Origin of the sequence: Streptomyces sp. NPDC058195, from assembly GCF_042883525.1 — a bacterium.
Classification (GTDB): Bacteria; Actinomycetota; Actinomycetes; order Streptomycetales; family Streptomycetaceae; genus Streptomyces.
On the sequence record NZ_JBHVVM010000016.1, the window covers coordinates 82,084 to 95,722 of the forward strand.

10 protein-coding genes are annotated in these 13,639 nt (G+C 72.2%); 2 read left to right on the top strand and 8 right to left on the bottom strand.

Annotated features, from left to right (window positions below; all coding sequences use genetic code 11):
• Positions 1-151: 151 nt before the first annotated feature.
• The 7 genes from ACFVWY_RS20905 to ACFVWY_RS20935 all read right to left on the bottom strand — a co-directional run bounded on the left by ACFVWY_RS20905 (position 152) and on the right by ACFVWY_RS20935 (position 9,707).
• Entirely contained in the window at positions 152-979 is an 828-nt protein-coding gene (locus ACFVWY_RS20905) for an SDR family oxidoreductase (protein ID WP_389874440.1), read from the bottom strand.
• Between the two features lie 442 nt (positions 980-1,421).
• Positions 1,422-1,925 carry a DUF4265 domain-containing protein gene (locus ACFVWY_RS20910; RefSeq protein ID WP_389874443.1) on the bottom strand — a complete coding sequence of 168 codons (504 nt, stop codon included), beginning with the start codon at positions 1,923-1,925 and terminating at the stop codon, positions 1,422-1,424.
• Between the two features lie 202 nt (positions 1,926-2,127).
• Positions 2,128-2,838, bottom strand: a complete 711-nt coding sequence (locus ACFVWY_RS20915; protein WP_389874446.1) for a chitinase — start codon at positions 2,836-2,838, stop codon at positions 2,128-2,130.
• A gap of 461 nt (positions 2,839-3,299) precedes the next feature.
• Complete coding sequence (locus tag ACFVWY_RS20920; protein WP_389874449.1) at positions 3,300-3,626, bottom strand: DUF1330 domain-containing protein; 327 nt, start codon at positions 3,624-3,626, stop codon at positions 3,300-3,302.
• A 102-nt stretch (positions 3,627-3,728) separates the two neighbouring features.
• Positions 3,729-4,634, bottom strand: a complete 906-nt coding sequence (locus tag ACFVWY_RS20925) for a serine hydrolase (protein ID WP_389874452.1) — start codon at positions 4,632-4,634, stop codon at positions 3,729-3,731.
• Positions 4,635-4,670: 36 nt separating this feature from the next.
• Positions 4,671-6,221 (bottom strand): serine/threonine-protein kinase, encoded by a 1,551-nt coding sequence (locus tag ACFVWY_RS20930; protein WP_389874455.1) that lies wholly within the window; start codon positions 6,219-6,221, stop codon positions 4,671-4,673.
• A gap of 192 nt (positions 6,222-6,413) precedes the next feature.
• Positions 6,414-9,707, bottom strand: a complete 3,294-nt coding sequence (locus tag ACFVWY_RS20935) for a S41 family peptidase (RefSeq protein WP_389874457.1) — start codon at positions 9,705-9,707, stop codon at positions 6,414-6,416.
• 362 nt (positions 9,708-10,069) lie between these two features.
• Here ACFVWY_RS20935 and ACFVWY_RS20940 point away from each other — a divergent pair, with 362 nt between their 5' ends.
• A complete protein-coding gene (locus ACFVWY_RS20940) occupies positions 10,070-10,642 on the top strand; it encodes a TetR/AcrR family transcriptional regulator (RefSeq protein ID WP_389874460.1) in 573 nt (190 codons plus the stop codon).
• A 201-nt stretch (positions 10,643-10,843) separates the two neighbouring features.
• Positions 10,844-13,060 (top strand): MMPL family transporter, encoded by a 2,217-nt coding sequence (locus ACFVWY_RS20945; protein WP_389874463.1) that lies wholly within the window; start codon positions 10,844-10,846, stop codon positions 13,058-13,060.
• Between the two features lie 140 nt (positions 13,061-13,200).
• Here ACFVWY_RS20945 and ACFVWY_RS20950 read toward each other — a convergent pair whose 3' ends face one another.
• Entirely contained in the window at positions 13,201-13,524 is a 324-nt protein-coding gene (locus tag ACFVWY_RS20950; protein ID WP_389874466.1) for an SsgA family sporulation/cell division regulator, read from the bottom strand.
• Positions 13,525-13,639: the final 115 nt, after the last annotated feature.

Sequence of the window (13,639 nt, forward strand, 5' to 3'; positions counted from 1 at the left end):
TGTGGGCCGCGTCCGGCGGCCCGTGCGAAGAAGGACGGGGGTCTACTTCGTACGGGCCGCCGGAGCCGCTCCGGCCGGCACGGCGCCCGCCCCGTCCGGTCATTCCCGAACGGCGGCCGTCGCACCGCCGGGGCGGCTCCGAGGCCGTGTGCTACGTCTGTGCCAGGAACGCGTCGAACGTGCGCGGCGCACGCCCGGTCAGCTCCTGGACCACCGGCGTCACCACCGACATCGCGCCGGCCGCCATCTCCGCGTAGAGCTCCAGAAGGTCATCCACGAACCAGCGGGGCAGGCCCTGTGCCTGGAGGCCCTCCGCCGCCTCCTGAGGTGACAGATCACGGAAGGGGACGCCGAGTTTGGCGGCGATCACCTCGTGCGTCAGTGCCTCCGGGCCGGTGAGCGCATACGTCGCGCTGTCCCGGACCGGGCCCGTCAGCAGCACCGCGGCACAGGAGGCGATGTCATAGGCGTCGATGTAGGCCACGCGCCCCGCACCGTAGGGACCTTCCAGGGCGGCGCCGTGAGCGAAGCCGCCGTCACCGGTGAGGAAGTTCTGCATGTAGCTGGTGGGCTGGAGTGAGGCCCACCGCAGGCCGGAGTCCTTGAGGTGCTGCTCGATCTCCCCATGCGCGCGTACGGACAGTTTCGAGTCGGGGCTGGGCTGCCATGCCGATATCTTCACCACCCACGAGACCCCGGCGGTCCGTGCCAGGTCGATGACTCCGGTCTGCTGCCGGACCATCGGCTGCCGTCCTTCCACGGGAAGCGCGCCACCGCTGTTGAGCAGAAGCCGGTCAACACCCTCCAGGGCGACCTCCATCGACGCCGGATCGTCGAAGTCCCCGACCGTATACGCGCAGCCCAGCTCCTCGCCCTTGCGCGCGTCCCGTACCAGCGCCCGGAAGGGTGCGCCCGCCTCCGCGAGTGCCCGCACCAGGTACCGGCCGATGGTGCCGGTCGCACCCGTCACAAGAATCATGCTGTCCCCCAACTGCCCGACGTCCGAAGAAGACTCAAGGGTCTTCTCCCGCCACGGTAACGGAGGGATGCTCCGTTTATTGGGTGTCAGGCACATGGGCAGGTGTCGTGGGCCAGGGCCGGGGGGGGCGGGGGGCCGGGAGGGCCGGGAGGGCCTCAGGCTGAGGAGCGTCTCCCGGCGCCGGGAGAAGGCGAAGTGGCCGATCCCGGGGGCCGGGGCGAAGTCCAGCACGGCCGCGTCGGTGCCCTCAGGGAACCGACGGGCCGCACACCGGGCCGCCGTGACCACCCTGTGCGCCCGAAGTGCCTGAGGCATCCGAAGTGCCCGATGTGCCTGAGGCATCCGAAGTGCCCGATGTGCCTGAGGCATCCGAAGTGCTCGAAGTGCCTGCTGGTCCTGCTCGTCCTGCTGGCCTTGCCCCGGGCGTAGGCCGCCGGGCGGCCTACGCGTCGCGCCAGGCATCGGTGGCACAGCCGACCTCGAAGTGCCACCACCCGTCGTCCTGGCCGCGGACGAGGAACGCCTTGACGCCACTCAGGTCCGCGTCCGCCGGCACGGTGAAGGCGACCAGCGGGAACGCTTCGCTGTAGACCTCACCGCCCAGGCCGAAGGGCGACAGCCGCTCGTGCACGGCCCGAGCGCTGCGCCCCAGAGGGCCGGAGGGAAGGGGCAGGACCCGGATGGTGCAGTTGCCCGATGCCTCCACCCGCTCCTTCGCCCAGTGGCACCCGTCGGCGTCCGTCACGAACCGGACGATCTCGCCCTCGGCCACCCCGTTCTGCAGGAAGGGGATGTTCTCCACCCTGGCGGTGTCCCTGCTCAGCCGGGTGGCCCACAGCCCTTCGGTGTCCTGGGGAAGCCAGCCTTCACGTGGCACGAACCGGTACCACACCTTGATCCGGTCGCCTGTGGCGGCGCCGGGCCCGGACGGAGAGAGAGGAGTCACGGTCCAGATGATCGCGCACTCGCCTCCGTGTATCGAACCCGTGCCGCAACTGGTCCGTGCCGAGGCGTCGGCCAGCGGGTCTCGTCGCGCGGACCGGCTGAGGGGAGGCCGGTCGCGGGTTCCCGTGCGTGCCGCGGCCGGTCACACCCTGAGGTGTGACCGGCCTGACGTCCGGCGGCGGCGGGACGCCCGTCGGCTGGGGTCAGCAGGAGAGGTTGCCGCCCGGGTCGGCGCCCAGGGTGGCGGTGAACTGCTTGTACAGGTTGATCCGGGCGTCGCGCTGGTCCGGGTTGTTGCCGTTGCATTCCAGGGCGCCGTTGATGCTGCGGATGGTCTCGCCGAAGCCCTTGTCGTTGACCATGGCGTCGTGCGGGGGCATGCTTCCGGCGCCGGACTGGGTGTTCCAGAACCAGAGCCCGGTCTTCCAGGCGACGGCCGGGTCCTTCTCCACCTTGAACGGGTCGTTCAGCAGGTCGATGCCGAGGGCGTCCCCGGCGGCCTTGTAGTTGTAGTTCCAGCTCAGCTGGATGGGGCCGCGCCCGTAGTACGCGGCCTGGCCGGCCGGGCAGCCGAAGGGCTGGGACGGGTCGCAGTAGTGCGGGTAGTTGGCGGTGTTCTGCTCGACGACGTACTTCAGCCCGCCCGTCTCGTGGCTGACGTTGGCGAGGAAGGCCGCCGCCTCGCGCTTGCGGATGGTGTCGCTGCCCGTGTTGGCGAACTGCGGGTACGCGCCGAGCGCGTCGATGAGGCCCGCGTACGTGTAGAAGGCGTTGCGTTCCGGGAACATCTGGTTGAACTGGGCCTCGCTGACCACGAAGGAGGCGGCGGAGGCGGGGGCCGCCTGTCCTGCCATGGAGAGGGTGCCCAGAACAGCGGCTGAGGCCAGCATCGACAGGGCGCGGGAGATCTTCATCTTCGTCCTCGGTTCGGCAGTGGGCGTGAGGGTGCTCCCCTGTGCGGGGGCACCGACGCCATCGTGATCTCCGATTCCGGTACGGAGTGTGCGGAAGACCCGAAACCACCCTCCCGTGCCACATGCGGGCGTGCGGCTGACGCGATTTCGAGCCTTCGGACGCCCGTGGGTGCGCGCCCGTCGTGCGTACGTCAACGTCCGGACCGCGGCCAGGCGTTGGCACCGGAAACAGTGTGCCGAGGTTGTCGCCCATCAGCAACGATCCGAACAGGCACGGGAGTTGAGGGCACATGGCCCGCCCGACCGGGGAGGACGGCGCCCGGCCCAGGGCTCGATGGCGAGGGACTGGCTCTCCCCGGTCTTCGCGCTGGGCGGGAGCGGCGGGATTCCCGCGTGCGCCTCCTCGCCGGGCGGGGGACGGGCGTTCGTGGTTACGGCGGCGGCGCGGTGGGGCGGGAGCGCTACAGCGTGTTCAGCCGCGCGGTCGGGTGGTAGCCGGGGCCGACGCCCTCGACCAGGACCACGTCACCCGTGATGTGATCGGTGCGCAGCCGCAGAATCGCCTGGTAGGCGGGCGAGTTGTACCAGGCGCGCGCCTCGGCCAGGCCGGGGAACTCGATCAGCACCATGCCGCCCGGCCACGCCCCCTCCAGCACCTCGGCCGGGGGGCCGTGGATGACGAAGCGGCCCGCGAAGGGGTCGAGGGTGGCCTGAATGCGCTCCAGGTACGTACGGATGTCGGCGTGGGTGCTGGTGCTGTGGAGGTGGGCGAATCCGTAAGCGGTCATGGGGCGGGCTCCTTCGCGCGGGGTAGGGGTGCGGGCGCGTCATCAGGATGCGGGGCGCGCCCGCGGTGGGCCATTACCTCAGGGGTAAGGGCCGGGCGGCCCTCAGGAACCCTCTCCCCGCAGCGCGGCGACGGCCCGTGCGGTGGCGGCGCCGATGGCGGCACTGATCGCGGAGTCGTCCGAGCCCGGCCGGGAGCGGGTGAAGACGGCTGCCGCGTACCGACGGCCGTCGGGGTACGAGATCACCCCGATCTCGTTGCGGACCACGCCGACCAGACTGCCGCTCTTGGCCGCGACGCGCGCCGGGAGACGGAAGCCGCTCGCGATCCGGTGCTTGGTCAGCTGCCGGGCCATCACCGCGCGCACCCGCGCGCAGGCAGCCGCCGGACCCGCCTGGTCGGACCAGATCAGCCGCAGCAGACCGGCCATGTCGCGCGGGGTGGTGCGGCTTCCCCGCAGCGGGTCCAGGGCGCGGGAGGCGAGGAGCCGGTCATCGGCCCGTGCCAGCTCCTCCGTGGACGCGCCGGAGGCCCAGGTGACCGAGTCCTCCCAGTCGGCGCGGCCGATGTCCCGGCCGAGCGAGTCGAGCAGGGTCCGCAGGCCGGACCGGATCACCGTGCCGGACAGCCCGAGCCGTGCGGCCGTCGCGTTGACCGACTCGACGCCGATGCGCCGAAGGAGCGCGTCGGTGGTGTGGTTGTCGCTGATCGTCAGCATCAGGACGACCATGTCCCGCCAGGAGAGCACCGCGTCGTCATCGAGCAGCGAGATCCCGGCCGGGCCGGGAGTCCGGTCGGCGGCGGACAGCGTCACGCGCTCGCGCGGGTCGAGCCGTCCCTCGGCGAACCAGGTCTCCGCCTCCAGGGCGACCTGCACCTTGACCACTGAGGCCGGGACCACCGGTTCGTCGGCCCGCAGGCCGAACTCCGCCGCGTCGTGCAGCGATTGGACACAGAGCGCGCCCTCGCAGCCGGCCTGTTCGAAAACCGCTCCGATGCCGTCCGTCATGTCATCGATTCTGGCAGCCCGCCCGTGCTCCGGGTACTACGCGATGTCCGGCTGGCGGACGGGGCGGCGGGTCGCGGTCTCGCGCACGCGGAACAGGGCGATCGCCAGGACCGTCACGCCCAGGCTGACCGTCAGCGGCGGGACGAGGGCGAGGTACGGGAACCGTACGTCCATGAGCACCAGGATCTCCGTGTTGAACACGGCGGCGGCGTTGAGCCCCAGGAACACATAGCCCACCCCGCGCGTCCCGCGCCCCGAGCGGGGGGTGAGCGCGGCGGCCAGGACCAGCAGGCCCGCCAGGGCGAGCGAGGAACCGGCGCTCGTGAGATACGGGTGGAACTCGGCGTTCGGTGCGGCCGCGGTGACGTAGGCGCCGAAGAGAAGCGTCGGCGGGAGGAAGCGGAAGAGCGCCGCCGCCTTCGCGCGCCAGTCGAGGAGGTGGACCCCGGCCCCGCCGGGCACCGCGAGCACCACGTAGCTGATGAACACGGCGGTGGCGAGGGTGATCATGCCGACGGCCGAGGAGATGTCCCGGGCGTCCCCGACGCCGTCCGCGTTGCCCACGGCCAGCGGGGTGCTCACCATCACCACCAGGAGCCAGATCCCGGCCGCGCGCCAGGTCCCGGACGGGATCGGGTGCCTCGGGCGGGCGGGTGGCGGCGCGGCCCGGGGCGCCGGGAACCTGAGCGTGGGCAGGGCGGGGGAGGACGGGGACGAGGTCGCGGAGACGGGCGCGGGGCCGGGGAAGCGGTCCAGGCGCCGCAGCGCGAGGGCGACGTCGCCGGCGGACGCGTACCGGTCGGCCGGGTCCTTGTGGAGGAGGGTGAGGACGAGGTCGTCCCAGGGGGCCGGGATGCCGGGGGCCACCGAGCTGGGGGCGGGGGCGTCCTGGCTGAGGTGGGCGGTCAGGAATCCCATCGCGTCGGGCGCCTCGAACGGCAGCCTGCCCGTGATGAGTTCGAAGAGCAGGCAGCCCAGCGCGTACAGGTCGCTGCCCGGCACCGGCCTGCCGCGGGCCTGCTCGGGCGCCATGTACGGAGGCGTGCCCACAATGACACCCGTCCGGGTGAGCCGGTCGGAGGTCGCGTACGGGTCGGCGGCGCGCGCGACCCCGAAATCGAGGACCTTCACCGTCCCGGATTCGGTGATGACGATGTTGGACGGCTTGATGTCCCGGTGCATGACGCCCGCCGCGTGCGCCTCGGCGAGCGCGTCGCAGACCTGGGCGGCCCAGCGGGCCGCCGCGGCCAGCGGGACGGGGCCCCGGCGCAGTTTGGCGTCCAGGGTCTCGCCCTGGAGGAGCTCCATCACGAGGAACGGGGCGTCGCCGTTCTCCGTGCCGCTCTCGCCGAGGTCGTGGACGGTCACCACGTTGGGGTGCTGGAGGCCCGCGGTGATCCGGGCCTCGCGCAGGAAGCGGGCCCGTGCCTCGCTGCCGCGGCTGCCGCCACCGGCGAGCAGGGAGATCACCTTGACCGCGACCCGGCGGTCCAGGGTCTCGTCCTGTGCCTCCCAGACCTCCCCCATGCCGCCCTCGCCGAGCTGACGCACCAAGCGGTAGCGGCTTCCCAGGAGTTGATCGCGCATCACGGCCCTCCCCGGTCCTGGACGTGTGGCGGTCGCGCGCGGCGAATCGCCCAACCCGATCATGTCACCCGTTCCGGGGCGATGTGGACAGGATGCGTAAGGCCCCGGCCTCAGGCGGAGTGAAAGATTCCGCGGGCCGGGGCCTTCTGTTCACAACGGACCGGATAAGACCGGATCGAGGCCGGATCGCGGCTATCTCGGGGGCAGGGGCGGGCGGCGCCGGTCCGGGACGTCCTCGTACGTGGGCGGGGCCGCCGCCGGCTGGGCGGCGAGCAGGTCCAGGGCGATGCGGACCGCGTCGTCGAGCACCGCGTAACGGCCCTCCGCCCAGTCGAGCGGGGTGCGCAGGGCCTCCAGATCCGGTTCGACGCCGTGGTTCTCCACCGACCAGCCGTAGGTGTCGAACCATGCCGCGTTCATCGGCACGGTGATCACCGTGCCGTCGCCCAGCCGGGTCCGGCCGGTCATGCCGACCACCCCGCCCCAGGTCCGCTGGCCGACCACCGGGCCGAGCTTCAGCAGGCGGAACGCGGCGGTGATCATGTCGCCGTCCGAGGAGGTCGCCTCGTCGGCCAGGGCGACCACCGGGCCCCGGGGCGCGTTGGAGGCGTAGCTGACGGGCTGGGCGTTGCGGGTCAGGTCCCAGCCGAGGATGGTGCGGGTCAGCTTCTCCACGACCAGCTCGCTGATGTGCCCTCCCGCGTTGCCACGTACGTCGACGATCAGGGCGGGGCGCGAGACCTCCATGCGCAGATCCCGGTTGAACTGCGCCCAGCCCGATCCGCCCATGTCCGGGATGTGCAGGTAGCCGCACTTGCCTCCGCTCAGCTCCCGCACGACCTCGCGGCGTTTGGCCACCCAGTCCTGGTAGCGCAGGGGGCGTTCGTCGACCAGCGGGACGACCGCGACCCGGCGGGGCAGGCTGCCGCCCCCCGCCGGGAGGAAGGTCAGCTCGACCGTGGTGCCGCCCGCCGCCGTGAGCAGCGGGTACGGGCCGGTGACCGGGTCGATGGGGCGGCCGTCCACATGGGTGAGGACGGCGCCCTCCCGGACTCCCGTACCGGCCAGCGGGGAACGGGCCTTGGAGTCGGAGGAGTCGCCGGGCAGGATGCGCCGGACGGTCCACGCGCCGTCCCGGCAGACCAGGTTGGCACCGAGCAGGCCGATCGCCCGCTGGTAGTGCGGAGGTCCCTCGTTGCGGCGGGCGGGTGTCACGTACGCGTGCGAGGTGCCCAGCTCGCCCAGGACCTCGCGCAGCAGGTCGGCGAAGTCGTCGGGGGAGGCGACCCGTTCGACGAGCGGGCGGTACTGGTCGAGCACGGCGTCCCAGTCGATGCCGCACATGTCCGGTTCCCAGAAGTACGCGCGGATGATGCGCCCGGCCTCCGCGTACGCCTGCCGCCACTCCGCCGCCGGTTCGACCTCGTGCAGGATGCGCCGCAGGTCGAGGTAGACGGTCGAGTCGTTGTCGCCGGGCTCGGTGGCGGGCACCGCGCGCAGTTCGCCCTCGTCCATGACGACCAGCCGGCTCGCGTCGCCGCTGACCGCGAACCAGTCGAGGTGGCCGACCAGCTCGGTCTTCTTGGCCTTGGAGATGGTGAAGTGTTCGAGGGTGGGGCGGCCCGACATGTCGGCCGGGTTGGCGAAGGTCTCACCGAGCGCCCCGGAGATCGGCCAGCGCAGCCAGACCAGGCCGCCACCGCTCACCGGGTACAGGGCCGAGTACTTCGACGCGGAGACCGGGAAGGGCGTCACCCGGTTCTCCAGCCCCTCGAACTCGACGGTGACCGGCGCGGGGCCGTCGCCCGCCCCGGTGTCGGGGAGGTCGTCGGCCGGGTCGAGGCCGCCCGCCGCCGGGCGCCCCTCGGGGGACAGCGCGAAGGGCGAGGGGGTGGCGGAGGAGAGCGGCACCAGGTAGGGGCGGCAGCCCAGGGGGAAGGAGAGGTCGCCGGTGTGGACGTCGTACACCGGGTCGAAGCCGCGCCAGGAGAGGAAGGCGAGATAGCGGCCGTCGCCGGTGAAGACCGGGTTCTCGTCCTCGAAGCGGCCGTTGGTGACGTCGACGATCGCCGGGGCCCCGGTGCCCAGGATGCGGGCCAGTTTGATCTGGCGCAGTGAGCGGCCGATGCCGGGGTGCGACCAGGTGAGCCAGGCGCCGTCCGGGGAGAACGCCAGGTCGCGGACGGGGCCGTTGATGGAGCGGATCAGCTCGGCGGGCTCGCCGCCGTCCTCGGCGTCCTCGCCGGTCTCCAGGAGCAGCAGGCGGCCGTCGTTCGTGGCGATGGCCAGCCGTTCGCCCTCCGGGTCGGCGATCATCTCGTGCACCCGGCCGATCAGGCCGGAGGCCAGCCTGCGCGGCGCGCGGTCGCCGCTGGCGCGGGGCAGGTACGCGATCTCGACGGCGTCCTCGCCCTCCGCGTCCGTGACGTAGGCGACCTGGCCGACGCTGCCCAGCATCTCGGGCAGCCGGACCCGGACGCCCGGGGTGTCGGCGATGGTGCGGGCGGGGCCGTCGCGGTGGGTGAGCCAGTAGAGGCTGCCGCGTACGGTGACGGCGCTGGCGCGGCCCGTCTCGTCCACGGACAGCGAGTCGACGTGGCTGGAGGCGGGCACCTGGTAGGGGCGCCGTCCGGTGCGCGGGCCGCCGAGCCGGACCTCCAGCTTCCGGGGTACCGCGTCCGGCGAGGCCAGGTCGTCCACCAGCCACAGCTCGCCCGCGCACTGGTAGACGACCCGGTGGCCGTCGCTGGAGGCGTGGCGGGCGTAGAAGGCGTCGTGGTCGGTGTGGCGGCGCAGGCCGGTGCCGTCGGGGCGGCAGGAGTACAGGTTGCCGACGCCCTCGTGGTCGGAGAGGAAGGCGATCCGGCCGCCGACGAACATCGGGGAGGCGAGGTGGCCGCCGATGTCCGGGAGCAGCCGCTTGCCGTGCAGCCAGAGGCGGCCGGTCGCACCGCCCCGGTAGCGCTTCCAGGCGGCCGGTTCGTGCGGCGGGGTGCCGGTGAGGAGCAGGGTGCGCCGTTCGCCGTCGATGTCGCTGACCGCGATGTCGGAGACCGGGCCCCAGGGCAGTTTTCCGCCGGGGCTGCCGTCGGTGGGGACGCTGTAGGCCCAGGAGACGTACGAGAACGGCTGGTTGTGCGAGGACACGGCGAGGATCTGGGCGGCGTCCCCGGCGTCGGGGGTCCAGCCGCAGACCCGGGTGTCGGTCGAGCCCCAGTAGCTGAGCCGGCGGGCCGGTCCGCCGTCGACCGGTACGAGGTGGATCTCGGGGTCGAGGCTGCGCCAGGTCGTGTACGCGATCCGGCTGCCGTCGGGGGAGAAACGCGGGTGGCCGACCCTGGTCCGGTCGACGGTCAGCCGCCAGGCGCGGCCGGGCCGCTGTCCCCCGGAGGCGAGGGGGGCGACCCAGAGGTCGTCCTCGGCCGCGAAGCACAGCAGATCGTCGTGGAGGTGCGGGAAACGGAGATACGCGACGTCGTCACTCACCCTCCCATGCTTTCCGCGCGGCACGGCCCCGGCAACTCCTGGTGCCGGGCGGGCCGGGGCGCGGCGGTGAGAACGCGTCACGGCACACGGCGAGTCACGCGTCGCGGCGCGCGGCGCGCGGCCGGGGCCACGGCTAGGGCGCGGCTGCGGGCTGTGGCGCGGCTGTGGGCTTGTGGGCTGTGGGGCGGCTGGGGGCTTGTGCACTGTGGGGCGGCTGTGGGGCGGCTGTGGTGCGGAACACAAGCGAAACGGTTTCGTTTCGTTCGGTGGAGGGGTTACCGTCGATGTGTACGAAACAGTTTCGTTCGACTGACTGGTGTGCGAAACCCGCTGACGTACGAGTACGAGAACAGGAGGCCGACATGGCGCGTACCCGGCTCACGCCCGAGCGTGAGGGTGAGCTCTACGCCGCCGTGCTCGATCTGCTCCGCGAGGTCGGTTACGACGCGCTGACCATGGACGCCGTCGCCGCCCGCACCCGTTCCAGCAAGGCCACCCTCTACCGCCAGTGGGGGAGCAAGCCCGAGCTGGTCGTCAAGGCTCTGCGGCACAACAAGCCGGTGTCCCTCGTGGAGATCGACACCGGCTCGCTGCGCGGCGACTTCCACGCCGTGCTGAGCCTCACCGACGACTGCCAGATGGAGAAGGACTCCGCGCTGATGCGGGGTCTGAGCCATGCCGTTCACGAGAATCCCGATCTGCACCAGGCCCTGCGGGAGCTGCTGATCGAGCCGGAGATCACCGGTCTCGACCTGCTGCTGCGCCGAGCCGTGGACCGGGGCGAGGTGCGTCCGGACAATCCGGCGCTGGCGTACGTGCCGCACATGCTGATCGGCGCTTTCGCCGCCCGGCAGCTGGTCGAGGACCGCTCCGTCGACCAGGCGTTCCTGACTGACTACGTCGACTCCGTGGTTCTCCCCGCCCTCGGAGCCTGACCCCCGGGCCCGCCCTCGCGCGGCCCGGCCTCCCGGACTGTCCCGAGCGGTCCGGTTCCCCCCGGGCCCGCTCTCGCGCGGCCCGGCCCCGTACGACCCCTCACGACCCTCTCCCCAGGTCCGCCTGACACGCCGCTCTCGTCGTCGGGTCGGCACCGCACGCCCTCTTCCGCCCACGACCCGACCTGGGAGTACCCCTCCGTGGCCACATTCCTCTACCGACTCGGACGGCTCGCCTTCCGGCGCCGCTGGTACGCCGCCCTGATCTGGGTGGTGCTGCTGGCGGGCGCCGTAGGCGGCGCCGCCTACGCGTCGACGCCCACCTCCAGCTCCTTCTCGATACCGGGCACGGAGGCGCAGCGCGCCTTCGACCTGCTGGAACAGCGGTTCCCCGGGGCCAGCGCCGACGGCGCGACCGCCCGGGTCGTCTTCAAGGCCCCCGGCCACGAGAAGATGACCGACGCGGCCAACAAGGCCGAGGTCGGCAAGGCGGTCGCCGACCTGAAGGCGGGCTCCGCGCAGATCGCCTCGGTCAGCGACCCGTACACCGCCGGGGCCGTCAGCAAGAACGGCACCACGGCGTACGTCTCGGTCTCGTACAAGGTCAGCTCGATGGAGCTGACCGACGCGACCCGGGACGCCCTGGAGGACGCGGGCCACGCGGCGCAGAAGAGCGGGATGACCGTGGAGATCGGCGGTGACGCGCTCCAGGTGATGCCGGAGACCGGCGCCACCGAGATCATCGGCGTCGCGATCGCGGCGGTGGTGCTGGTCATCACCTTCGGCTCACTGGTCGCCGCCGGGCTGCCGCTGCTCACCGCGCTGATCGGGGTCGGCGTCGGCGTCTCGACGATCACCGCGCTGGCGAACGTGCTGGACCTGGGGTCCACCACGTCCATCCTGGCGATGATGATCGGTCTCGCGGTCGGCATCGACTACGCGCTGTTCATCGTCTCCCGCTACCGCGCCGAGCTGGCCGAGGGCCGGGAGCGCGAGGAGGCGGCCGGACGGGCCGTCGGCACGGCCGGGTCCGCGGTGGTCTTCGCCGGACTCACCGTCGTCATCGCGCTGGCCGGACTCGCCGTCGTCAACATCCCGATGCTGTCGAAGATGGGCTTCGCCGCGGCCGGTACGGTCGTGATCGCGGTCCTCATCGCGCTCACCCTGGTCCCGGCGATGATGGGCTTCGCCGGAAAGCTGGTCATGGGCCGCAAGGCGCGCAGGGCCGCCGAGGCCGAGCAGCGCCCCGACGCCAAGCCGAACATGGGCACCCGCTGGGCCCGCTTCGTGCTGCGCCGTCCGGTGTGGGTGCTGCTGGTCGGCGTCCTGGGCCTCGGCGCCGTCGCCGTGCCGGCCGCGTCCCTGGAGATGGGCCTGCCCGACGAGGGTTCGCAGCCCACCAGCACCACCCAGCGCCGCGCGTACGACCTGCTCTCCGAGGGCTTCGGCCCCGGCTTCAACGGGCCGCTGATGGTCGTCGTGGACACCGCGGACAGCTCGGACGGCAAGGCCGCCGCGAAGCGGGTCACGGACGAGATCGCGGGCATGAAGGGGGTCGTCGCCGTCACCCCGGCCCAGTTCAACAAGGCCGGTGACGCCGCGATGGTCACCGTGATCCCCAAGGACCGGCCGAGCTCCGTGGAGACGGAGAACGTCGTCCACGCGATCCGGGACGCGGGCCAGGACATCAGGTCCGACACCGGCGCCGAGCTGCTGGTCACCGGGTCCACGGCGATGAACATCGACTTCTCGCAGAAGATGAACGACGCCCTGCTGCCCTACCTGGCACTCGTCGTCGGCCTCGCCTTCCTGCTGCTGATGGTGGTCTTCCGCTCGGTGCTGGTGCCGCTGAAGGCGGCCCTGGGCTTCCTGCTCTCGGTGGTCGCCGCCCTGGGCGCGGTCGTCGCGGTCTACCAGTGGGGCTGGCTCGGCTCGCTCTTCGGGGTGGAGCAGACCGGTCCGATCATGTCGATGATGCCGATCTTCATGGTGGGTGTGGTCTTCGGCCTCGCGATGGACTACGAGGTCTTCCTCGTCACCCGGATGCGCGAGGCGTACGTCCACGGCGAGAAGCCCGGCCAGGCCGTCGTCACCGGCTTCCGGCACGGCGCCCGGGTCGTCACGGCCGCGGCCGTGATCATGATGGCGGTCTTCGCGGGCTTCATCGGCTCCAGCGAGCAGATGGTCAAGATGATCGGCTTCTCGCTCGCCATCGCCGTCTTCTTCGACGCCTTCGTGGTCCGGATGGCGATCGTGCCCGCCGTCCTCGCCCTGCTCGGCCACCGTGCCTGGTGGCTGCCGCGCTGGCTGGACCGGTTGCTGCCGAACGTGGACGTGGAGGGCGAGGGGCTGCGCAAGCAGCTCGGCGAGACCTCCGGTGAAGGCGCCGGGAACGAGCGCGAGCTGACCCGCGTCTGACCCGTCCGCCACCGGGGGCGAGCGCGCGCCGCCCCGCGTGCGACCCGTCCGCCACCGGCCCGTACGGCCCGTGTCCCACCAGCCCGGTGGGACACGGGCCGTAAGCGTGCCGGTGCGGACACGTGCCGGGCGCGGACGGATCAGGCGTGGGTGCGGTCCAGGAAGCGGATCAGCGGCGCGCTGTCGAACTGCACCACCTCCACGCCCTCCGCCGAACGCACCTCCACCACCAGCTGCGTACGCCCGCAGGGCCAGACCCGGACGCCGCCGCGTTCGGTGGGGGCCGTCAGCCCGCCCTCCAGCAGATCGCGGGCGAAGGCCCAGTCGGCGCCGCCGGGGAACGAGACGTGAATGGTGCGCGGGTCCTTCTCGGAGTCGTACAGCAGGTCGACCGGGACCGCCGGAAGGTCGGGGGTGTCGTTGACGAGCCAGGCGTCGGCCTGCTCGTGGATCACGGGGGGCATGGCACGACTCCTCCTATACGTACAGCTTTGCCATCCAATGTCCCATATTTTTCCCAAGGGGCCCCCTCGGGATGGCGTTGAGCAGGTGTGAGGCATGCGCTCTTGCGAAGAGTTC

Bases quoted from the DNA above. Each gene is read 5' to 3' on its own strand.
- ACFVWY_RS20950 (WP_389874466.1), bottom strand. From the start codon at position 13,524: ATGCCCCCCGTGATCCACGAGCAGGCCGACGCCTGGCTCGTCAACGAC.
- ACFVWY_RS20920 (WP_389874449.1), bottom strand. From the start codon at position 3,626: ATGACCGCTTACGGATTCGCCCACCTCCACAGCACCAGCACCCACGCC.
- ACFVWY_RS20940 (WP_389874460.1), top strand. From the start codon at position 10,070: ATGGCGCGTACCCGGCTCACGCCCGAGCGTGAGGGTGAGCTCTACGCC.
- ACFVWY_RS20905 (WP_389874440.1), bottom strand. From the start codon at position 979: ATGATTCTTGTGACGGGTGCGACCGGCACCATCGGCCGGTACCTGGTG.
- ACFVWY_RS20915 (WP_389874446.1), bottom strand. From the start codon at position 2,838: ATGAAGATCTCCCGCGCCCTGTCGATGCTGGCCTCAGCCGCTGTTCTG.
- ACFVWY_RS20925 (WP_389874452.1), bottom strand. From the start codon at position 4,634: ATGACGGACGGCATCGGAGCGGTTTTCGAACAGGCCGGCTGCGAGGGC.
- ACFVWY_RS20930 (WP_389874455.1), bottom strand. From the start codon at position 6,221: ATGCGCGATCAACTCCTGGGAAGCCGCTACCGCTTGGTGCGTCAGCTC.